The organism is Campylobacter sp. CS_NA3, from assembly GCF_027797495.1.
Classification (GTDB): Bacteria; Campylobacterota; Campylobacteria; order Campylobacterales; family Campylobacteraceae; genus Campylobacter_B.
The window spans coordinates 326,384-346,710 of sequence record NZ_CP115609.1 but is presented as its reverse complement, the minus strand read 5'-3'; the positions used below and the strand labels follow the sequence as shown (position 1 = coordinate 346,710).

The following is a 20,327-nucleotide window of genomic DNA, read 5'->3' as shown; positions in this document are numbered from 1 at the left end:
TAAAAGGTGCGGAAAGCTCCGCACCAAAGTATTGCAAAATAGCGTTGTAACTATTTCGCCAAAGTATTTTTTAGCATCCAAACTTCTTTTTCAAGTTTAGCATACTCGCCTTGTGCGATTGCGACGGTTGTAGCATCGCCTGCTTTTTCAGCTTCGCTTTCAAGTTTTTTAAACTCAGCGATTAGATATTCATCTGCTTTTAATACAGCTTTTAACACTTCTTCGCCTTTGTAACTTGCTTTGCTTATAGTCGGAGCTTTTGCTAGTTTTGTAAGCTCATCGACCTTTACAACTGCCTTTCCGCCAAGTTGCAACGCTCTTTCTGCCATATCATCAAATAAAGTCGCCATGTTTTCATAAGCTTTTTCTGTGTAGGCGTGAATTTGATAAAAATCCATACCTTTTACATTCCAGTGATAATCGTGAAATGCAACAAATAACGCATGAGCGTCAGCTTGGAGCTTGTTTAATTGTTCGATAACCTTTTTCATTTTGTTCTCCTTATGAAATAATTTATGAAATTATAGCAAATGAAACTTAAAAATAAATTATTTTAATTAATAATTTTTATTATTTAATAAAAATTATAAAAATTTGGCGATTTTTATAATGAAATCGCCAAGAAGTGATTTTTGTTATTTTAATTTAATAATGCGATAAACTTCGATTTCTGTCCGCTCAAACGGATCATTGTCGATATAGCCTTCAATTTCGACAAAATCATTTGGAGTTACGACTAAGCCTTGCCAAATTTTATCATCGATTTCAGCTAAAATTCGACTTTTTCCGTCTGTAAATTCATACTTCTCGTGTTTTATTTCACGCACGATTTTTCCGCGTAAAACCGCCCTTGTGTCATCTCTTGCATTTAGTGCTTCTTTCACGCTCATAACTGAAATTTTTGCGTTATCGACGAAACCGCCTTTTTGTGAGTGGTTTTGTTCTGCACCGGCAAAACCGCCGTTAGCGGCAAACGCCGTAGCACAGGCTAATGCTAAGCTTAAAATTACCTTTTTCATCTTTTATCCTTTAAGAAAAAATTTGAAAAATTATAGTTTTATTTCATAAAGAAATCGTTAAGTCTCAAATTTGCTCTTTTAAAATCAAAGATTTTAAAATTCTTTTACCGATTTCCACGCCCGGCTGATCGTAAGTATTTACGCCAAACATAATGCCAACAGCACTAGTTAAAAGCTCAAAATAATAAAACAAATATCCTAAATTTCGCTCATTTAACTCGCTAACTTCGATCAAATCGACACTAATTCCTTCATTTATGAGCGCGTGCATGGTCGCATCACATTGCAAATTTATGATTTCGCTCATGCAAATGCCGTTTGCAAAATCCAAATCATCTAAATTTTCAAGGCTTAAATTTGGAACTTTTTTCTCGCTGTTTTGATCTAAAATTTTTATGAAGGATACTGTTTTATCGCGTGTGCCGTCCATTATGAGCTGTAAAAATGAGTGCTGATCTTTGCTTCCTACTAGCCCTATCGGCGTTAGCCCAAAACGCGTATGACCAAGCTTTTTGCCCAAACTTTCAGCCCAAAGCTGAACATACCAGTCATTTAGTCCTGCCAAACGATCGCAATAGCTAAATAAAACATTTATTTTGGCGTATTTGTGCGTGGCATAATGATAGGCTTTTTGCAAAAGAGTATCATCTTTTTCATCGAAAAAATCAGCCTTGCACTGGGCGCCACCTTGCAAAAGCGCCTTTGCATCAAGTCCTAGCGCTACCATAGGCACAAGCCCAATCGCACTTAAAATGCTAAATCTTCCGCCGACATTTTTTGGGATATTAAAAACCTTTGCATTGTTTTGGTTTGCGAATTTTTCGAGTTTTGAGCCGTTATCGGTGATAAAAATAAAATTTTTGCTAATATCACTAGGCTTGTAAAAATCCAAAATCGCCTTAAAGATCGAAATCGTCTCAACCGTCGTGCCTGATTTGGACGAGATTATAAAAATCGTCTTATCAAATTCGATACTTTGCGTAATCGTATCAAATCTAAATCCGTCGATATTATCTAAAATTCGAAGTCTTGCTCGCATTTTTTTGGCTCTTAAAGCCCTTAAAATGGCTCTCACGCCCACGCTTGAACCGCCGATTCCAACTAGCACGATATTGTCGTAAATTTTGTCTTTGAAAAATTCTTCGGCTTCTTTGATGATCTCATCGCCAAAATTCGGCAAATCATAATACCCGATTTCGCCACTCTCGCTCTCGCTATTTAAGCGTTTTGCGTAGGATTTTATCTCGCTAAATTCGGCTTTTTTAAAAAAAAGACTATTTTTTACCATTTTTCATCATCTCGTAAAAATATTTTGTCGCTTCGACATAACCATCAACAGAACCACAATCAAAGCGTTTGCCTTTAAATTTATACGCGATTACAACGCCGTTTTTGGCTTGATTTAAAAGCGCGTCAGTGATTTGAATTTCGCCGTTTTTACCGGGCGCGGTATGCTCTAAAATCTCAAAAATATCAGGCGTTAGGATATAGCGACCGATGATTGCCAAATTTGATGGAGCCTCGTCAGGTGCGGGTTTTTCGACCATATCGCTAACCATCATCAAGTCATCTTCTATAAATTTGCCACTAACCACGCCGTAGCTTGAAACTTGGCTAGGTTCGACTTCCATAACGGCAACAACCGAACAGCGATATTTTTCATAAACTTTCACCATTTGCGCTAAAACGCCCTCGCCATTTTCATTTACGCATAAATCATCAGCCAAAACCACGCCAAATGGCTCATCTCTGACAAGCGTTCTGCCTGTATAAATGGCATGACCAAGACCTTTCATCTGGCGTTGCCTAGTAAAAGAAAATGTGCAAGTATTCATCAAATCTCTAATTTCTTGCAACAAATACTCTTTTGAAGAGCCAGAAATTTGGTGTTCTAACTCATAGCTAATATCAAAATAATCTTCCAACGCCCTTTTTCCGCGACCACTGACAAACGCCATATTTGTCATACCGGCCTCTAAGGCTTCATCAACGCCGTAGTGAATCAAAGGCTTCGTTAAAATCGGCAACATCTCTTTTGGCAAAGATTTTGTCGCAGGTAAAAATCTCGTGCCATAACCGGCAGCAGGAAAAAGACAAGTTTGTATCATTTTAAATCCTTAAATTTAATCAAAATTTTTGTATTATATCAAAAAAATATTTTGCAAAAGGTAAAAAGTGCAACAAATAACGCAAATTTTTGAAATTTCAAACGAAGTTAAAAAATCCAAATTTATCGCATTTTTAACGCCGTTTAGCGAATTTGACGCACTTTTATCGCGTTTAAAAAACGAGCATCCAAAAGCAGCGCATATCGTTTGGGCGTATCGAATTTTAAACGAATTTAATCAAATCGTGGAAAATCAATCAGATGATGGCGAACCAAAAGGCACAAGCGGAACGCCTTGTTTAAATGCTTTGCGTGGAGCAGAGCTTATAAATACTGCGGTTTTAGTCGTGCGGTATTTTGGCGGGATAAAGCTAGGCACAGGCGGACTTGTTAGAGCGTATGCTTCAAGCGTGAATTTAGCGATAAATTCGGCAACACTTACGCCTTTTGAATTTAAAAAATCTTGCGAATTTTTTGTGCCGTTTAGTTTGATTTCAAAATTTGAACACTTTTTTTCAAAACAAAATTTAAAATTTAATGCCGAATTTAACGACCTTGGCGCAAATTTCAAAGGCGAAATCACAAAAAATGAATTTGCAAATTTAAACGAATTTATCCAAAACCTACAAAACGAAAGCGTTAAATTTAGCGAAATTCCGAATTTTAGTTAAATTTTATTTTAGAATTTTTTTGTAAATTTTGGTGGGCAAGGATGCCCACCCTACGAAACTATATGTAAAGCTTGCTTTGCTAAATTATGTTTTTTTAGATTTTTACTATAATTTCTATCAGATATTTTAACAGGAACATAATATAAAAGCCACAGAATAAACATAACAATAATAGACCTAAAAAACAACCAAATTTGGATCTTTAAAAAACCCAAACACCACAGCAGACCCGAGCCACATTAATAAAAGTGCCAACACAAAGCGTGTTGTACCACTGGTATATTGCACATTTATCGTAAGATATTTTTCAAAATTTTTTACTATATTTTCTTTATCTTTAATCAATTCAGTATATAAGGACTGAGTTTCTCTTTTTAAGTTCTCTAACTTTTCATCAGAAATCATAAGTTCAACAATCATACTAATTTTCCTTTTTATCTTAAAAAATTTTGACCATTAAGCCAAATTTTCTAATAAATTTTCCGTAATCTCAAATGCTTCTGGTGAATATTTTGTTTTGTAAGCCCGAATTTCAGGCATTTTTAATGAGTATTTTTTATTGTTTTTCAAAACTCTATATATAAATCGTGCCACTTTTATGACATTGCTATCAAATTCTCTATCTTTTTCTGAATTTGGGTCATAAACTCTGCAATTTGGAGATAAACAAAATTTTCTACCCAAAGTTATTTTGCTTATATTAATAGGGAAAAAGTTATTTCCATCTAAAATAAATTCCTTAAATTCATCACTATCGCTATCAAAAATCGCCCTGCGTTCTCTCTCATAAGACCAAATTTTATTTTTTCTACACATTATTTTTGTAATTGTATTTTCGCTAGTATCGCAAACACAATCTCTATTTGGTTTATACTCGACTTGCTTTATAAATTTTTCAAATTTTTCATCGACATAAAAATCAATCTTAACACCCGTTGAACCATTTGCATAGTGTGCCCACATTAAATCATTGTTGTTATTTGCGTCAGTAAAAGCACAAATTACCTTGTTATTTTTCGTGGAATATATTTTTTCTATGTCTAATTGTAAATTTTCAAATTCATAACTACACTCATCGACATCATTTAGCTCTCCAAATTTTTTGGCAATAAGAGTAGAATTTTCTAAAATTTCTCTAAAATAGCAATTTGATTTTTTAGCCCAAAAACTGCAAAAATCATCATTTTTGTTATATTCTAAAGCCTTAAATTTTGAATACATTCCTTCTTCTGATTTTTCCATTGCAATCCTAAAATTTCTAAAATAATCTTAGGATTTTACCGATATATATATGTATATATGCTTAAATAAAAAAATTTTGTTTTATATGTTCGAATTAATAATGGAATTAAATTTTAAATTTTTTCACAAATTCTTTTTCGTTTTCGCACTTCATCGCTTCGCTCATAATGGCGATATTATCGGCTCCGCTTTCAATCGCAAAGTGGAAATTACTAGAATTTATCCCGCCAAGGGCGTAAATTTCGCCGCGGTAAAACTCACGCACATTGCGAATTAAACCTAGCCCCTTTGGCTCTAAATTTGCTTTGCAATCTGTCGGAAAAATATGGCTTAAACAAAGTGCATTTGCACCCAAATTTAGGGCAAGTTTAGCTTCATCTATGCTATGAACTGAGATTACGATTTTTTCAAATTTGGCTAAATTTTGATTAGAATTTTGCTCTAAAATTTGCAAAGGAAGCCACACAAATTTATACTTCATTTTAAAAGCTAAATCCAAAAAATTATGCAAAAAAAGACGAACGCCAAAATGGTTGCAAATTTGCAAAACTTCGCAAAAAAGTGCGCAGTATTCGCTCTCGTTCAAATTTTTCTCACGCAAGATTATTTCGCTAATCCCGGCTTCGCAAAGGCGTGAAATTTTCTCTTTCAACGCTTCTTTTCCGCCACAAAGCTCTAAATTTGAAATCGCCGTGATTTTCACTTTTTCGCTCCAAATTTCGCAAATTTACAGATAAATATACTCGCTCATCAGTGGCGCTAACCCCGCACCCCTAATCGCAGCACAAACCTCAGCCACGCTTCTGGCGTCATCTATCTCAAACTGCTCGTCGCCCTTTTTTTGGCTGTGTCCGCCGATACCGACACTAACTCCTGCTGAAATTTTATTTGTGGCGATTTTAATCGCTTCATCTCTAAAACCAGCTCTTTCGCGCGTCGAAATCGTAATATTCGCACTAGAGATTAGTAGGCGATATGCTGTAATCACCTGCAAAAGCTCCTTTTCATGGACATCTCGCGGATTGATTTTATTATTATTTATTATCGGTCGCAGTCTTGGGACTGAAAAGGCGATCTCGGCGTGCGGGTATTTTTGTTGCAACAAATACGCGTGCGCGCCCGTAGCAAAGGCGTCCTTGCGAAAATCATCAAGACCTAAAAGTGCCGCAAAGCCCACTCCGCGCATACCGCCCATTATCGCCCTTTCTTGGGCATTGAAACGATACGGGAAAATTCGCTTATTGCCTTCTAAATGCAGTTTTGCGTATTTTTCCGTGTTGTATGTCTCTTGGAAAACGGTTACAAAATCCACGCCTGAGTTATGCAAGATAGCGTATTCATCGGAATTTAAAGGATAAATCTCCACGCCTACGACCTTGAAATATTTTTTGGCGATTTCACACGCATGGGCGATATAACTCACATCGCTATCAACCCTGCTTTCGCCTGTTAGCACCAAAAGCTCTTCAAGTCCGCTCTTTTTTATCGCTTCGTATTCGGCTATTAGCTCATCATCGCTAAGCTTGGCTCTTTTAATTTGATTTTTTTTGCTAAATCCGCAATACACGCAGTTATTATCGCAATAATTTGAAATGTAAATCGGCGTAAAAAGCGAGATATTATTGCCAAATTTCGCCCTAGTTTCACTCATACTCGCCCTTGCTAACTCTTCTAAAAATTTAGCCCCGACTACGCTTAGAAGTGCGCCAAAATCGTCTAAATTTCTATTTTTTTTCTCTATCGCCCTTAAAACATCGGCTTCATTATAAGCGTTTGGGTCGTAATTTTGCCTTAAATTTAGCACTTTTTGCATTAAGCTATCATCTATAACCTGCATGTGTTCTAGGTATTTCATGTGGTCTATTTTTTCCATTTTAATCCCTTAAAAAGCCTGTTAGCGGAGAACTTGCCACAGCAGTATTTCGCACGGAGCCAAATTTGGCATTATAGGCGTCTCGCCCCGCATTTATCGCATTTGCAAAGGCTTTTGCCATTTGGACTAAATCGCTAGAAGTGGCGATTGCGGTATTTACCATGACAGCCGCACACCCCATTTCCATAGCTTCACACGCTTGGCTTGGGCGACCAATACCGGCATCGACGATGATTGGCAAATCCACTTCGCTAACTAAAATTTCAATCATATCTCTCATCATAAGCCCACGATTTGAGCCGATTGGCGCACCAAGCGGCATTACAGCGGCTGCTCCTGCGTTTTTTAGGCTACGAGCCACATTTAAATCAGCGTGCATATACGGAAGCACGATAAATCCGTCATTTGCTAGAATTTCGGTCGCTTTAATGGTTTCGTAATTATCGGGGAATAAAAATTTGCTATCTGTGATAATCTCGATTTTGACGAAGTCCCCACAGCCTAGCTCACGGGCTAGTCTTGCGATACGCACGGCTTCTTCTGCGTTTCTAGCACCGCTTGTATTTGGCAAAAGCGTAACGCTTTTTGGTATGAAATTTAAAATATTTCTCTCTTTGCTCTCGCTTACTCTACGAAGCGCTAAGGTTACGATCTCACACCCGGCATTATGGACACAGGCTTCTATCATCTCATGGTCGAATTTGCCAGAACCCATTATGAAGCGAGACGAAAATTCCTTGCCACCTAAAATCAATTTATCCATTTGAGTTTTCCTTTTGATTTTTTGTTGATTTTTATGTGAAATTATACAAAGAAAATCTGAATTCATTGTAAGGCTTGGTAAAATGGGCTAAATTTGGGGTGTTTGGTGGTTTTAAAAACTCTTTTTTGTCATTGCGAGACGATGAAGTCGGCGAAGCAATCGCCAAAATTAAAATTACCTAAATGTAAATTTGCTTGTGGGTTATTCAAAATTTGGCGATTGCCACGAAACTGCTACGCAGTTTCTCGCAATGACAATGGAAAAAATACTATTTTAATTTTTCAACATAATTTCTTTTAAAGTCCGTTCATTAAATTTTATTACATCATCTACAAAATCTGTAAAAATAGCACTAACTCCAATATTTTTTAGCAAATTTAATAATTCATTTGTGTTATTAATATTTTTTGGCAAGGTATCTTTTTTTATAGTCCAAACATGAATTTTCATATTTTTTTTCTGCAAATTTTTGGCAAATTCAGTTGGTTGTTTTGTTTCAAAATTTATCAAAGAATTAATATCAACTCCGACAATATCAGTGATTTCCCGTATATTATCAATATCTGCACAAAGTTTATTTTTATAATTTTTGGCTTCACTGCCACAACCAGATATTAAAAATACCAAAGGTAAATCCATATCTAATTTTGGAAATAATTCCGTTTTTATTCGTCTAAGCTCATTAAGTTCAAAGGTTTGTAAAAAAATTAAATCATTTTTATTTTTGTATCCGTATTTTTTAAGAATTTGCAAAACAGCCAAGCTTATATCTTTTCCGTTTTTTCTATAAAAGCTAGGTCGCTTAATCTCTGGGTAAATTCCTATTTTTTTACCCATTGATTTTTCAAGCCCTTGTATAAATTCAATTTCTTCCTCAAAAGTATGAAATTTAAAGTTCGATTTATAAAGCGGAAATCTGTCTTTGTATTGTGGTAAATTTGGATTATCTTTTTTAAACTCGCTCGTAACAGTTAAAGATTTTATTTCATCTAGCGTAAAATCAATCGGTTCAAATTTATTATTTTGTCGAATTTTTTGTGGATATTTTGCACGGACATCACTCACTAACTCAAATTCATGAGCTACTATCAATCCATCATCACTACTCATGTGTATATCTTGTTCTAAAAAATCAGCACCCAAACCTACCGCAAGAGCTTTTGCTTCAAGCGTATGTTCCGGCAAATAACCACTAGCGCCTCTATGAGATATAACTAAAAATTTAAAGTCATCTCCGATTTTAGAATTTTTTGTAAAATTTAGTAAAATCCCCCCTATCACAAGAAAAAGAACAAACAAAACAAACTTATAGCTATTTGGCATTTTATTATTTCCTTCCTAATTTTTTTGCTATCAGTTAAATTTTTAAATTCTAAATTTTATTCAAAATCGCCGTTATCACGGCGTTTGCTTGATGGGCGGCGCAGGTTATGACATGGGGTGCGATAAGCCCTGCACTCATATCGCTTTTGCCGTCGCCACAAAGATATAAATTCGCCCCAAATTTGCGAGTTTGAATAGAATTTGCCTCCCCAAGACCAGCCATACCCGAAGCGCAAACAAAAATTTTATCTTTATACTCAGCCGATAAATTTGCTATCATCGCCTTATTTTCGGCTCCGTCGAAGCACTCGCAGATGATTTTTTCGTCCCGTAAAATTTCACGCACATTTTCACTAGTGATTTTTTCGCCACAAATTTGCACTTTCGCATAAGGGTTAATACCCAAAATTTGCTCTTTTAAAGCTTCTATTTTTTGGCTTCCTAAATGCTTTAAAAAATAGTGTTGGCGATTTAAATTTGATGGCTCGACAATGTCAAAATCGATAATAAAAAACTCGCCTACCCCAGCGCGAGTTAGCATTATAGCAACATTTGAGCCAAGCCCGCCTGCTCCTAGTATGCAAACTCGTGCGCGTGATAAAATTTCACTCACACCACGCGGATTTCGCGTGAAAATTTCAGCTCTAAATTCGCTTTCGTTTTTTAAATTCATCATCCACCGCCCACAAATTCAACTATTTCATAAATTTTAAAATCTGAAATTTGCGAACTTTTCCATAAATCTTTTTTCAAAATCTCTCCGTCAGCTTCCACGGCGATAAAACGCAAATTAAAACCATATGAAATCAAAAATTCTTCCACGCTCATATCAGCGTCAAATTCGCACTCACGCCCATTTATACGCACTTTTATCATCACTCTTCTCCCAAACTCGCTCTGTATTCTTCGTAAGTCCCACGAAAATCCACAATCTCGCCGCCCCCTTTAAGGTGCAAAATTCGGTTCGCAAAAGCGTCAATTAACTCGCGGTCGTGGCTAACGCAAATCACGCTTCCTGCGAAGTTATAAAGTGCTTCGCCAAGAGCAATAATCGCCTCCAAATCAAGGTGGTTGTTTGGCTCATCAAGCACCAAAAAATTTGGCTTAGTTAGCATTAGTTTGCTTAGCATTACGCGGTGCTTTTCGCCACCGCTTAACGCACCCACGCTTTTTTCTTGCTCAGCTCCGCTAAAAAGCATTCGCCCAAGGCACTTGCGAATTTCGTCTAAATCCTTGTTTTTGGCGTCTTGCAAATACTCATAAAGCTTCAAATCGCCCTTAATTTTGTTATTCGTATCTTGTGCGAAATAGCCGCTCTCAATAGTCGCTCCGATATGAATCGTGCCGCTATCTTGCCCCATTTCACCCACTATCATGCGACAAAGTGTCGTTTTGCCCACGCCGTTTTTGCCGATGATAGCGACCTTATCGCCTTTTTCGAGTTTAAAATCAAAATCCTTACAAATTATCGTTTCGCCAAATTTTTTATTTATCCCTTTAAGCTCCAAAATTTCGTTGCCGATCTCGCGACCCAGCTTAAACAAAATGCTCGGATCCCTACGACTTGAAGTCGCAATCTCGCTAATATCGAGCTTTTCGAGTAGTTTTTGCCTTGAAGTGGCTTGTTTGGCTTTGCTTGCGTTTGCGCTAAAACGAGCGATAAATTTCTCTAACTCAGCCTTTTCTTTAAGCTGTTTGTCTCGCTCCATTTGGGCTTGTTTGGTTAGCAAATTTGCCGCGATATACCAGTCGTCGTAGTTTCCGCTAAATTTGCGAATTTTGCGAAAATCAACATCTAAAATGTCCGTGCAAACGCGGTTTAGGAAGTGGCGGTCGTGACTGATGACCACGAGAGTGCCATCATGGCGGTTTAATTCAAATTCTAGCCACGAAATCGCTTCAATATCAAGGTTGTTTGTCGGCTCGTCCAAAAACAAAATGTCAGGTTTTGGGAATAAAACTTGCGCGAGTAAGACCTTGAATTTATCGCTAGTTTCGGCCTCGCTCATTTTTTTGTCAAATTCATTTAGCCCCAGTGAGCTAAGGATTTTTTCAATCCTGATTTCATATTCGTAGCTTGGGTCTTCTTCGGCGCATATCATTTCAAGCTCAGCCAAGCGATTGTTGATTTCGTCGGTAAATTCGGTGCTTTCGTAGAGTTTTTCTTTTTCTTTGACGGCGTTGTAAAGGCGTTTGTTGCCATAAAGCACGGCATCTTTTAGCGTAAATTCTTCAAATGCAAACTGATCTTGCCCCAAAACTCCGATTTTAAGGCCACTATCGACGGCGATTTCGCCGCTTGTGTGTTCGACTTCGCCACTTAAAATTTTAAGGAAAGTCGATTTTCCTGCGCCGTTTGCGCCGATAAGCCCGTATCTGTGCGACCTATCAAGGCCTAAATTTACATTTTCAAACAAAAGCTGTTTGCCAAATCTATGCGTCAAATCTTTAATTTCTATCATTTTTGTCCTTTTGAAATTTAAAATCTTAATTATACAAAAAAAGGCTAAAATTTCCTACTTATCCACTATAATCATTATCCAACGCGATTAAGACTTCATAGTCGCTAAATTCATTTGCCACTTTTGCTACGATTTGACGATATAGCTCGTCTCTACTTGGTGCGTCAAAGTCGATAATCATATCAAAACTAATGATTTTTTCGTCCAAATTCACATAAAATCCGTGCATTTGAAGCACGAATTTATCGCTAAAAACAAGTTTTTTAATCGCCGTGTGAATGCTTTTGATTTGCGGATTTTTAAGATTTATCGCATAAATACCAACCGCGTCAATCACAACGCTAAATTTGGTAAAAATTTCTCTTTGGATTCGCCTAATAAGCGTATCTATTTCACCTGCGGTCATATCTTCTGCCACTTCGATATGAACGCTTCCTAGCATTTTATCAGGACCATAGTCGTGAAACATCAAATCATACGCACCCAAAACGCCATTAATGGAGCGAATTTCTTTATAAATCGCCTTGATAGTTTCCAAATTCGGACGAGTGCCGAGAATTTTATTTATCGTGTCTTTTAAGATTTCGGCTGCCGTTTTGATAAGCAGTAGCGAAATTACCACGCCCAAATACGCTTCCAAACTCACGCCAAAAAATATAAAAATAAAAGCAGCCACTAGCGTAGAAAATGAAACCAAAGTATCAAATTTAGCTTCAAGGCCACTAGCGATTAGCGAATCTGAATTTGCTCTAACGCCCATTTTCTGCGTATAAATTCCTAAAAATAGCTTCACAACCACCGCCACAGCGATGATAATAAGTGAAACATTATCATATTCAGGAAGCTCCGGCGAAATAATTTTTTTCACCGAACTAATAACCGCCGTAAAGCCCGTATATAGGATAATCATGCCGATAGTTAGAGCCGTGAGATACTCGATTCTACCATGTCCGTAAGGGTGGTCTTTGTCTGGCTTTTTCCCGGCAAGTTTAAGCCCGATAATCGTAATCACTGAGCTTAGAGCGTCGCTTATGTTATTTATAGCATCAACCATAATCGCAATCGAATTTGTAAAAAATCCAATCGCACCCTTAAACGCCGATAAAATCACATTTGTAATAATGCCGATAATGCTTGTTTTTAAGATAATCTTATCTCGGCTGATAATCTTTTCAGGGATTTGCACCTATTTTCCTTAAATTTTTTTAGTGATTTTATCAAAAATATCTTAAATTTGATAAAGTAAAATTTAAATTTGCTTGATTTTTGGATTAAAATTCGCCCCATAAGCGTAGGTATAAATTTTAAAATATTCATCAAATTTGGCATTTTTGCGGTTGCTTAAAAGCTCCATTTTTACGCCCCAAAGGCTGATTTTTATGCCTGTGTCAAATAATCCGTTTTTAAGATAAAATCTTTTGCGCCTAAATTTGTTTGACTTTTCAAAATTTTCTAAATTTTCAGTGCTTTCTATTTCGCAAAATATAGTTTTATTTTCATAAATTTGCATTAAATTTGCTAAAACTGTCCCACCGATTTTTTGTGCTTTGAATTTTGGTAAAATCGCCAAATAATCAATCAACACAGCACCAGGCGAAATCAAACTAACACAAAGCCCTACAAATTTGGCATTTTTATAAACGGCATAAATTTCGCCCTTTTGCTCGGCACATGATCGCAAAATCATCGCAAACGGCTTTCTCTCGCATTTTGGAAAAGAACGCTTATAAAGCGTTTTTATCTTTTTTAACTCGGTTTTGCTAAGTTTTGTTTTTAAATTTATCATTGCCAAATCAACTAAATTTATGCCAAATTTAATCAAATTTGCTTTTTTCGAATATTCGTTATCGTCTCGCCGCCGATTGCGTAGTTATCGGTGCTAAGCTCATCGATGATGACGACGCAGGTTTTCTCACCACGGCCGACGACTTTCACAAAAGCGTTTGTTAATTCCCTAGCTAAATTTTGCTTTTGTTCCACGCTCAAACCGCCATCTTCGATCGTCATTTTTACATTTATAAGTGGCATTTTTATCCTTTATCTTACGCAAACGGCGAAAAATTCGCCGTTTGGTTAAATTTACATTTGCGGTTGAATTGCGGAGTTGTCAGCTAAATTTTCTCTTTCGATTTTTTCTAATGCCGATATTAATGCTCTTGCAGCCTGTTCGTAGCGTTTTGAGCTAACCGAATTTGGCTCATAAAAGCTGATTGGTTTGCCCTTGTCGCCGCCTTCACGGATTGCGATTTCGATTGGAATTTCCCCTATTACTTCGGTTTTGTATTTTTTAGCTAACTCCGCCGCACCGCCACGACCGAAAATATCGTATTCTTTGCCGTTATCAGGGCAGATAAATCCGCTCATATTTTCGATGATTCCAGCAATCGGAATATGTAGTTTTTCAAACATATCAAGGCTTCTAGCGCTATCATCAAGTGCTACGATTTGTGGCGTGGTTACGCAAATTCCTGCACTTACCGGAACGCTTTGAGCTAGTGTGATTTGCGCATCGCCGGTTCCTGGTGGCATATCGATAAATAAAATATCCAAATCGCTCCACGCAACATCTTTTAAAAGTTGCTCGATTGCCTTCATTATCATAGCACCTCGCCAGATTAAGCCTTGTCCTGCTTCAATCAAAACGCCCATGCTCATCATCTCAACGCCGTGAGTTAAAATAGGATTTAAGCGTTGTCCGATGATTGTTGGTTGTGTGTTTTCTTCGCCTAGCATTCGTGGCATATTTGGTCCGTAAATATCGGCATCTAAAACGCCCACTTTTTTACCCAATTTAGCTGCACTAATCGCTAAATTTAGCGTAGTCGTGCTTTTACCAACGCCACCTTTGCCGCTACTTATCATCACAAAATGTTTGATTTGCGGAGCGATATTTTTTCCACTTCGTGAGTTGCTTCGTTCTTCCGGGATTTTTGGCGTTTTTATGACGATTTCACACTCGATTAGAACCTTTGAAATATCACTTTTTAGCGTGTTTGCTATTTGTGGATTTGAACTTGGAATTTCAATTTCCACAAAAACCCTATCGCCGACTTCGACATTTTTAACAAAACCAAAATCCACAATGCTTTTTTCAAAGCCCGGATAAATCACGCTTTTGAGTTTTTCTAAAACTTCGTTTTTGTTCATTTTTGACCTTTTTTGTTAAATTTTTCTCGCAATTATATTATAAATTTATAAATTTTTACGCCAATTTTAGCCGTTTAAATAGCCAGTAACTTTGGCTGAAAAAGTGCTTGGCACGAGCCTAGTTAGCAAATTTGCTAGCCACATAAATCTGCCGTCATACACTAGCGTTTTTCCCTTTTGCATGGCTTCAAAAGCCCTTTTTGCTACGGCGTTAGCGTCATCGCTTCGTGCAAAAATTTTAGCATTTTTTACATTTGCCCTTTCGCCAAAATTTGTGGCAACCGGTCCAGGGCAAAACGCCGTTACGCTGATATTTTTTTCACGCAACTCTTCGGCAAGTGCGACCGAGAAATTTCGCACAAATGCCTTACTTGCGTAATACACGCTCATTTTTGGACCAGCCGTAAGCGAAGCGGCAGAAGCGATATTTAGGATTTTTCCACCGCCATTATTTAGCATTAAATTTAAAAAATAGTGCGTTAAATTTAGCAAACTTGTTATATTCACGGCTATCATTTCGTTTTGTTTTTTTATGTCACATTTGCTAAATTCGTCGTGGTCGCCAAAACCTGCATTATTTATCAAAATGTCAATTTTTAGGTCGTTTTCTTTGCAAAATTTGCAAATTTGCTCCACGCTTTGGGATTTAGCTAAATCTGCCCCTATCACAAAAACTCTCACACCAAATTTAGCTTCGATTTCGCTTTTTAGGGCATTTAAATTTGCTAAATTTCGTGCCGTAATAACCAAATCATATCCGCTCTCGGCACAAATCCACGCAAATTCGCGCCCCAAACCGCTACTAGCTCCCGTAATTAAGGCAGTTTTATTCATTTATTCTCTTTTGGAAAGTGTTCGCAATTTTGCTCTGCGATTTGTTTTGAAATCTTGTAAGCACAAAATTTTGGCCCACACATAGAGCAAAACTCAGCTTCTTTGAAAACTTCTTGCGGAAGGCTTTCATCGTGAAGCTCTCGTGCTTTTTCAGGGTCAAGTGCTAGTTCAAACTGCTTGTTCCAGTCAAATTTATACCTAGCATCGCTCATAGCGTGATCTCGCTCGATCGCTCCAACCCTACCAAGTGCGACATCTGCTGCATGGGCTGCGATTTTATGAGCGATTATGCCATCTCTAACATCTTTTGCGTTTGGCAAACCCAAATGCTCTTTTGGCGTAACATAGCAAAGCATGCTAGCCCCGTGAAAGGCTGCCATTGTCCCGCCAATCGCACTTGTGATATGATCATACCCTGCGCCGATGTCTGTCGGAAGCGGTCCAAGTATGTAAAACGGAGCGTCGTTGCAAAGTCTTTGCTCTTCTTTCATATTAAATTCAATCTGATTAAACGGCACATGACCGGGGCCTTCTATCATAACTTGAACATTTTTTGCGTTTGCTCTAATTGCAAGTTTGCCAAGCTCGGCAAGTTCGCTCATTTGGGCTTCGTCTGTGGCATCATACAAACAACCCGGTCGCAAACTATCGCCCAGTGAGAGCGAAACATCGTATTTAGCGCAAATATCGCAAATGGCGTCAAAATTTTCGTAAAACGGATTTTCTTTGTGGTGTTTCATCATCCAACTAGCCATCAGTGAGCCGCCTCTACTTACTATTCCCATTTTGCGTTTAGCGACAAGCGGCATAAATTTAAGCAAAAATCCAGCGTGAATAGTGAAATAATCAACGCCTTGACGAGCTTGTTTTTCGATACAATCAAGCATAATTTGCGGCGTTAGATTATCTAAATCCTTAATATCATGGATAATTTGATAAATCGGCACCGTGCCGATAGGAACGGTAGAATTTGCGATAATCGCACGGCGAATTTCATCTAAATCCCCGCCCGTGCTTAGATCCATAACCGTATCTGCACCGTATTTGATAGAGATTTTTAATTTTTCAATCTCTTCGTTTATATCGCTAGCTAGGGCCGATGAGCCGATATTTGAGTTGATTTTGCATTTTAATGCCCTGCCAATGCCCATGGGAACAAGATTTGCGTGGTTTATATTTGCAGGGATTATGAGTTTTCCATGTGCGATTTGTGAGCGAATAAATTCAGCTTCCAAGCCTTCGATTTTGGCTACAAATTCCATTTGCGGAGTGATTACGCCTTGCTTTGCGTAATACAGTTGTGTAGGCGTTTTGTCGTTTTTGATTTTATCTTTCCAATCCATTTTTTACCTTTTATAAAATTTCGGTTGATATACTACAATAAAAAACCAAAATTTACTCTTTTTTTGTGTTTATTTCTGTAACATCGTTTCAAAAAAAATTTTAAAAAAAATGTAAATTTGTAATTTTTATATTAAATTTAAACTTAAAAATTTTAAATTTAGCATTAATTTATGACGATTTTAGTTTTAAAGTGTATAATTTCGTAACATTTTCAAAAATTTTAGGAAAACAAAATGGCTAAAATATCACTCGTTTTACTTGCAGCAGGTAATTCAACTCGCTTTGCTAGCCCCGTAAAAAAGCAGTGGCTACGCATAGGAGACAATCCACTTTGGTTACATGTCGCAAAAGATTTGCAAAAAAAAGCAAATTTCGCAAAAATCATAATCGTCGCAAATGAAGCAGATTTAGACTATATGCGTAAATTTAGCGATGAATTTGAATTTGCTATCGGTGGTGATTTACGCCAAATTTCGCTTAAAAATGCGCTTGAAAAAGTGCAAAGCGAATTTGTGTTAGTTAGCGATGTTGCAAGGGCTGAGATTTCATCAAATTTGATAAACTCACTACTTGAAAATTTAGGCAAATTTGATTGCGTAAGCCCGTATCTAAGCGTAAATGATACGGCGTATTTGGGCGAAAACGAGATAAAAAGAGATGAGATTAAGCTAATTCAAACTCCACAGCTTTCACGCACAAATTTGTTAAAAAAAGCCTTACAAAGCGAGAAAATTTTCACAGATGATAGCCTTGCGATAAAAAGCGTAGGCGGGACCTTGGGCTTTGTAAAAGGCGAAATTTCGGCTAGAAAGATTACGCATATTTCGGATTTAGCAAATTTTGATTTTACACCTACTTCAAAAGATATTTTTTGCGGAAACGGTTTTGATGTCCATGCCATGCAAAACGGCGAATTTATCACACTTTGTGGCGTAAAAATCCCTTGCGAGTATTCGCTTATAGCTCATAGCGACGGAGATGTGGCGATTCACGCCCTAATTGATGCAATGTGTGGGGCAGCAGGAATCGGCGATATAGGCGAACTTTTCCCTGACACGGACGACGCCTACAAAGGGATTGATTCAAAAATTTTGTTACAAAAAGTAACATGTAAGATAAATTCTTACGGCTTTGAAATCGTAAATGCCGACATTACAATAATGGCACAAAAACCAAAACTAAGCCCATACAAAGAGCAAATGCGAAAAACTTTGTGCGAAATTTTAGGCACAAAAAAGGTAAATGTCAAAGCGACCACAACCGAAAAACTAGGCTTTGTAGGGCGAAGCGAGGGCATTGCCGTCATAGCAAATGTAAATTTAAAATATTTTGATTGGGAAAAATTATGCGAGTTTTGATAGTCGAAAACGAAATTTATCTAGCCCAAAGTATCGCTAGTAAATTGGGCGAAGAAGGCTATGAGTGCGAAATCGTAAGCAATGTAAAAGACGCTCTAAATACGAAAAATTCAATCGATGCGGTTTTGCTTTCAACTAGTCTAAACGGGCAAAATATCTACCCGATTATCGAAAAATTTAAGAATTCGATTATCATTTTGCTCATTTCATATATCAGCAATGACACAGTTTCAAACCCGATAAAAGCAGGAGCCGATGATTATATACAAAAACCATTTATGATTGAAGAATTAGTTCGTAAAATCAAACATTTTAAGGAATTTAAAGCCCTAAAAATAATGAATAAAACCTGTATGGATTATATAAATTCAAATTTCGCAGCCATAAAAACCCCAAATTACGATATAAAAAAGCTTAAATTTCCCCTTGTAATACGCACTGCAAAGCAAATTTATGCCGACGGATTTGTATTTTCTACGATGAAAGAATTTGATAGAAGTTTTGGTATTGTATCTATGGATAACGAAAACGCTTTTGAACTGATAAAAGAAAAAATCAATATGTCAGCACTTTATCTTCAAAATTTTCAGTTAGTCATGCCAAATGAGCGAGAAAAATTTTTTAATCTAATATCGAAAAAAATGGTTATAATCTCGACAACAGATTTAACAGATACATTTCCCTTTGAAACACTAAATATCGCTTCTAGCGAAGCCGATTTTGGTTTAAAAGAGATAATGAGCGTTGATGGTTATATCAAATTTGTAATATCGACATACCAAAATGTCCTTCCTGATACCGAGCTATCGCAAAAGCTTGGTATGACACGAAAATCACTATGGGAAAAGAGAAAAAAATATGGTATCGCAAGAAAAAAATAAAATAATCCTAAATCAAGAGATTTTTGGCACACTTTGTCTTATAAAAAACGGTGCTTTGGGGAAATTTACAAAACTAATGAATAAAGAGCAAATTTCGCAAAGCATAATAGATAATAAATTTCAAAATGAACCAATGCCGTTTGTTTTTATGTTTGCGCCAAATGATGAAATTAGCCAAGAGACGATAAAAAATGCCAAAAAAAATGAGAAAATTCCGCTTTATTTAGGTAAAAAAATCATAGGCGAAATTATTTGCGAAACTGTTTTTGAAACCAAAGAATTTGATGATATTGTTAGTATTTTTGATATTAGTAACCCAAAAAAAATGACAAATAAAATTCACGGCAAACTAGCACTTAGCGGCGAATTTAACATTTTTGAAGATAAATTAGCAAATTCACTCAAAAACATAAACAATCTCAAAAACGACCTTAACGCTCAAAAAATAACGGCGCTTTTTTTGACCGCAGATCCGCTTCACAGGGTCCATGAAAGGCTTATTAGACTAACGATAGACAAAGCTGATTTTGTGATTATTTTTCTCATACGAAGTCAAAAAACAGATAAGCTCCCTTATGAACTTCGCCAAAAAACGCTTGAATATTTTGTAAAAACATTTTTGCCGACAAATCGCATATCTATCATCCCGCTTCACAATACGCACATTTTTACTGAGCATAAATTCCCTGAACTAGAATGTATCGTCGCTAGGAATTTTGGAGCAAATAAGCTTGTTTTGGGGCAAAACCATGAGCATATCGGGGCGTTTTTTGATTCAAATAAAATTCACACTATTTTAGATAGCTACAAAAATAGTTTCGATATGGAAATTTTAGTAATGCCTGAGTTTGTATATTGTAACGAGTGCAAAACCCTTGTTAGCACCAAAAGCTGTCCGCACGGACATCATCATCACACAAAATACCACACACAAACGCTAAAAGCACTTTTAAGGCAAGGTATTATGCCGCCGTCAATTTTTATGCGCAAGGAAATTTCAGCTATGATTTTGAGCGAACTTTTTCCAAATCGTTTTGAAAATTTGCAAAAAATTTACAACGACCTTTTCCCAAATAACGGCATCTTGGAAGCACGCGATGAAAAAGAATTTTATGAAGAGCTTATGAATTTATATCAAACAAGCTCACTCAAATAAAATTTAAATAATCATAAAATATTCAATATAAAAATTTGCGAAGCAAATTTTTATAAAATCAAATTTTGAAAAAGCAAAAGCTTTTTCAAAATTTGCTACTTCTAGCGTGCAGGGGTTGGGGGTTGTTAAGGGGGAAGGGGGCGCTTC

24 protein-coding genes are annotated in these 20,327 nt (G+C 36.8%); 4 read left to right on the top strand and 20 right to left on the bottom strand.

The genetic code is table 11. The features are described from left to right. Positions 1-50 precede the first annotated feature (50 nt). From PF026_RS01860 to galU, 4 genes are all read right to left on the bottom strand, one after another. Positions 51-491: a Dps family protein gene (locus PF026_RS01860; RefSeq protein ID WP_270860007.1), complete on the bottom strand. Its 441-nt coding sequence runs from the start codon at positions 489-491 to the stop codon at positions 51-53. Between the two features lie 144 nt (positions 492-635). After that, on the bottom strand, positions 636-1,019 hold the full coding sequence (locus PF026_RS01855) for a YgiW/YdeI family stress tolerance OB fold protein (protein ID WP_270863327.1): 384 nt from the start codon (positions 1,017-1,019) through the stop codon (positions 636-638). A 64-nt stretch (positions 1,020-1,083) separates the two neighbouring features. Beyond that, positions 1,084-2,307: a glucose-6-phosphate isomerase gene (locus PF026_RS01850; protein WP_270863326.1), complete on the bottom strand. Its 1,224-nt coding sequence runs from the start codon at positions 2,305-2,307 to the stop codon at positions 1,084-1,086. Next, complete coding sequence (gene galU / locus PF026_RS01845) at positions 2,294-3,127, bottom strand: UTP--glucose-1-phosphate uridylyltransferase GalU (RefSeq protein WP_270863325.1); 834 nt, start codon at positions 3,125-3,127, stop codon at positions 2,294-2,296. The genes PF026_RS01850 and galU overlap by 14 nt, the downstream gene beginning before the upstream one ends. A gap of 67 nt (positions 3,128-3,194) precedes the next feature. On the opposite strand from galU, the gene PF026_RS01840 reads away from it, so the two are divergent. After that, on the top strand, positions 3,195-3,797 hold the full coding sequence (locus tag PF026_RS01840) for an IMPACT family protein (RefSeq protein WP_270863324.1): 603 nt from the start codon (positions 3,195-3,197) through the stop codon (positions 3,795-3,797). Between the two features lie 177 nt (positions 3,798-3,974). Here the strand turns inward: PF026_RS01840 and PF026_RS01835 are convergent, their stop codons facing one another. The 16 genes from PF026_RS01835 to thiC form a co-directional block, all read right to left on the bottom strand. Further along, on the bottom strand, positions 3,975-4,217 hold the full coding sequence (locus PF026_RS01835; protein WP_270863323.1) for a hypothetical protein: 243 nt from the start codon (positions 4,215-4,217) through the stop codon (positions 3,975-3,977). Between the two features lie 36 nt (positions 4,218-4,253). Continuing rightward, positions 4,254-5,039: a hypothetical protein gene (locus PF026_RS01830; RefSeq protein WP_270863322.1), complete on the bottom strand. Its 786-nt coding sequence runs from the start codon at positions 5,037-5,039 to the stop codon at positions 4,254-4,256. A 106-nt stretch (positions 5,040-5,145) separates the two neighbouring features. Beyond that, positions 5,146-5,742 (bottom strand): thiamine phosphate synthase, encoded by a 597-nt coding sequence (locus PF026_RS01825; protein WP_270863321.1) that lies wholly within the window; start codon positions 5,740-5,742, stop codon positions 5,146-5,148. 24 nt (positions 5,743-5,766) lie between these two features. After that, positions 5,767-6,912 (bottom strand): 2-iminoacetate synthase ThiH, encoded by a 1,146-nt coding sequence (gene thiH, locus PF026_RS01820; RefSeq protein WP_270863320.1) that lies wholly within the window; start codon positions 6,910-6,912, stop codon positions 5,767-5,769. Between the two features lies 1 nt (position 6,913). Continuing rightward, on the bottom strand, positions 6,914-7,675 hold the full coding sequence (locus tag PF026_RS01815; RefSeq protein ID WP_270863319.1) for a thiazole synthase: 762 nt from the start codon (positions 7,673-7,675) through the stop codon (positions 6,914-6,916). A 31-nt stretch (positions 7,676-7,706) separates the two neighbouring features. After that, positions 7,707-7,841, bottom strand: a complete 135-nt coding sequence (locus PF026_RS01810; protein ID WP_270863318.1) for a hypothetical protein — start codon at positions 7,839-7,841, stop codon at positions 7,707-7,709. A gap of 107 nt (positions 7,842-7,948) precedes the next feature. Next, positions 7,949-8,998, bottom strand: coding sequence for a glycerophosphodiester phosphodiesterase (gene glpQ, locus PF026_RS01805; RefSeq protein WP_270863317.1), 1,050 nt, complete (start codon positions 8,996-8,998; stop codon positions 7,949-7,951). A gap of 49 nt (positions 8,999-9,047) precedes the next feature. Continuing rightward, positions 9,048-9,674, bottom strand: coding sequence for a sulfur carrier protein ThiS adenylyltransferase ThiF (gene thiF / locus PF026_RS01800; RefSeq protein ID WP_270863316.1), 627 nt, complete (start codon positions 9,672-9,674; stop codon positions 9,048-9,050). Further along, positions 9,671-9,874 carry a sulfur carrier protein ThiS gene (thiS, locus tag PF026_RS01795; protein WP_270863315.1) on the bottom strand — a complete coding sequence of 68 codons (204 nt, stop codon included), beginning with the start codon at positions 9,872-9,874 and terminating at the stop codon, positions 9,671-9,673. Before thiS ends, thiF begins: the two co-directional genes overlap by 4 nt. Beyond that, positions 9,874-11,460, bottom strand: a complete 1,587-nt coding sequence (locus tag PF026_RS01790) for an ABC-F family ATP-binding cassette domain-containing protein (RefSeq protein ID WP_270863314.1) — start codon at positions 11,458-11,460, stop codon at positions 9,874-9,876. Before PF026_RS01790 ends, thiS begins: the two co-directional genes overlap by 1 nt. 58 nt (positions 11,461-11,518) lie before the next feature. Then, on the bottom strand, positions 11,519-12,646 hold the full coding sequence (locus PF026_RS01785) for a cation diffusion facilitator family transporter (RefSeq protein WP_270863313.1): 1,128 nt from the start codon (positions 12,644-12,646) through the stop codon (positions 11,519-11,521). A 63-nt stretch (positions 12,647-12,709) separates the two neighbouring features. Continuing rightward, positions 12,710-13,282 carry a hypothetical protein gene (locus tag PF026_RS01780; protein WP_270870362.1) on the bottom strand — a complete coding sequence of 191 codons (573 nt, stop codon included), beginning with the start codon at positions 13,280-13,282 and terminating at the stop codon, positions 12,710-12,712. Continuing rightward, a complete protein-coding gene (locus tag PF026_RS01775; RefSeq protein WP_270860022.1) occupies positions 13,279-13,488 on the bottom strand; it encodes a tautomerase family protein in 210 nt (69 codons plus the stop codon). The genes PF026_RS01780 and PF026_RS01775 overlap by 4 nt, the downstream gene beginning before the upstream one ends. A 51-nt stretch (positions 13,489-13,539) precedes the next feature. After that, positions 13,540-14,607 (bottom strand): Mrp/NBP35 family ATP-binding protein, encoded by a 1,068-nt coding sequence (locus tag PF026_RS01770; RefSeq protein WP_270877194.1) that lies wholly within the window; start codon positions 14,605-14,607, stop codon positions 13,540-13,542. Between the two features lie 66 nt (positions 14,608-14,673). Continuing rightward, positions 14,674-15,441, bottom strand: a complete 768-nt coding sequence (locus PF026_RS01765) for an SDR family NAD(P)-dependent oxidoreductase (RefSeq protein ID WP_270877193.1) — start codon at positions 15,439-15,441, stop codon at positions 14,674-14,676. Then, positions 15,438-16,784 (bottom strand): phosphomethylpyrimidine synthase ThiC, encoded by a 1,347-nt coding sequence (gene thiC, locus PF026_RS01760; protein WP_270863309.1) that lies wholly within the window; start codon positions 16,782-16,784, stop codon positions 15,438-15,440. Before thiC ends, PF026_RS01765 begins: the two co-directional genes overlap by 4 nt. A 234-nt stretch (positions 16,785-17,018) precedes the next feature. Here thiC and PF026_RS01755 point away from each other — a divergent pair, with 234 nt between their 5' ends. The 3 genes from PF026_RS01755 to PF026_RS01745 are packed head-to-tail and all read left to right on the top strand — an operon-like array spanning position 17,019 to position 20,180. Beyond that, positions 17,019-18,143, top strand: coding sequence for a bifunctional 2-C-methyl-D-erythritol 4-phosphate cytidylyltransferase/2-C-methyl-D-erythritol 2,4-cyclodiphosphate synthase (locus PF026_RS01755; protein WP_270863308.1), 1,125 nt, complete (start codon positions 17,019-17,021; stop codon positions 18,141-18,143). Next, positions 18,131-19,024 (top strand): response regulator, encoded by an 894-nt coding sequence (locus PF026_RS01750; protein ID WP_270863307.1) that lies wholly within the window; start codon positions 18,131-18,133, stop codon positions 19,022-19,024. Before PF026_RS01755 ends, PF026_RS01750 begins: the two co-directional genes overlap by 13 nt. Then, entirely contained in the window at positions 19,002-20,180 is a 1,179-nt protein-coding gene (locus PF026_RS01745) for a sulfate adenylyltransferase (protein ID WP_270863306.1), read from the top strand. Before PF026_RS01750 ends, PF026_RS01745 begins: the two co-directional genes overlap by 23 nt. Positions 20,181-20,327 lie beyond the last annotated feature (147 nt).

What these genes read in the sequence shown, in the direction of transcription:
- PF026_RS01860 (WP_270860007.1), bottom strand. Translation starts at nt 491, where the DNA reads ATGAAAAAGGTTATCGAACAATTAAACAAGCTCCAAGCTGACGCTCAT.
- PF026_RS01855 (WP_270863327.1), bottom strand. Translation starts at nt 1,019, where the DNA reads ATGAAAAAGGTAATTTTAAGCTTAGCATTAGCCTGTGCTACGGCGTTT.
- PF026_RS01850 (WP_270863326.1), bottom strand. Translation starts at nt 2,307, where the DNA reads ATGGTAAAAAATAGTCTTTTTTTTAAAAAAGCCGAATTTAGCGAGATA.
- galU (WP_270863325.1), bottom strand. Translation starts at nt 3,127, where the DNA reads ATGATACAAACTTGTCTTTTTCCTGCTGCCGGTTATGGCACGAGATTT.
- PF026_RS01835 (WP_270863323.1), bottom strand. Translation starts at nt 4,217, where the DNA reads ATGATTGTTGAACTTATGATTTCTGATGAAAAGTTAGAGAACTTAAAA.
- PF026_RS01830 (WP_270863322.1), bottom strand. Translation starts at nt 5,039, where the DNA reads ATGGAAAAATCAGAAGAAGGAATGTATTCAAAATTTAAGGCTTTAGAA.
- thiH (WP_270863320.1), bottom strand. Translation starts at nt 6,912, where the DNA reads ATGGAAAAAATAGACCACATGAAATACCTAGAACACATGCAGGTTATA.
- PF026_RS01815 (WP_270863319.1), bottom strand. Translation starts at nt 7,675, where the DNA reads ATGGATAAATTGATTTTAGGTGGCAAGGAATTTTCGTCTCGCTTCATA.
- glpQ (WP_270863317.1), bottom strand. Translation starts at nt 8,998, where the DNA reads ATGCCAAATAGCTATAAGTTTGTTTTGTTTGTTCTTTTTCTTGTGATA.
- thiF (WP_270863316.1), bottom strand. Translation starts at nt 9,674, where the DNA reads ATGATGAATTTAAAAAACGAAAGCGAATTTAGAGCTGAAATTTTCACG.
- thiS (WP_270863315.1), bottom strand. Translation starts at nt 9,874, where the DNA reads ATGATAAAAGTGCGTATAAATGGGCGTGAGTGCGAATTTGACGCTGAT.
- PF026_RS01790 (WP_270863314.1), bottom strand. Translation starts at nt 11,460, where the DNA reads ATGATAGAAATTAAAGATTTGACGCATAGATTTGGCAAACAGCTTTTG.
- PF026_RS01775 (WP_270860022.1), bottom strand. Translation starts at nt 13,488, where the DNA reads ATGCCACTTATAAATGTAAAAATGACGATCGAAGATGGCGGTTTGAGC.
- PF026_RS01770 (WP_270877194.1), bottom strand. Translation starts at nt 14,607, where the DNA reads ATGAACAAAAACGAAGTTTTAGAAAAACTCAAAAGCGTGATTTATCCG.
- PF026_RS01765 (WP_270877193.1), bottom strand. Translation starts at nt 15,441, where the DNA reads ATGAATAAAACTGCCTTAATTACGGGAGCTAGTAGCGGTTTGGGGCGC.
- thiC (WP_270863309.1), bottom strand. Translation starts at nt 16,784, where the DNA reads ATGGATTGGAAAGATAAAATCAAAAACGACAAAACGCCTACACAACTG.
- PF026_RS01755 (WP_270863308.1), top strand. Translation starts at nt 17,019, where the DNA reads ATGGCTAAAATATCACTCGTTTTACTTGCAGCAGGTAATTCAACTCGC.
- PF026_RS01750 (WP_270863307.1), top strand. Translation starts at nt 18,131, where the DNA reads ATGCGAGTTTTGATAGTCGAAAACGAAATTTATCTAGCCCAAAGTATC.
- PF026_RS01745 (WP_270863306.1), top strand. Translation starts at nt 19,002, where the DNA reads ATGGTATCGCAAGAAAAAAATAAAATAATCCTAAATCAAGAGATTTTT.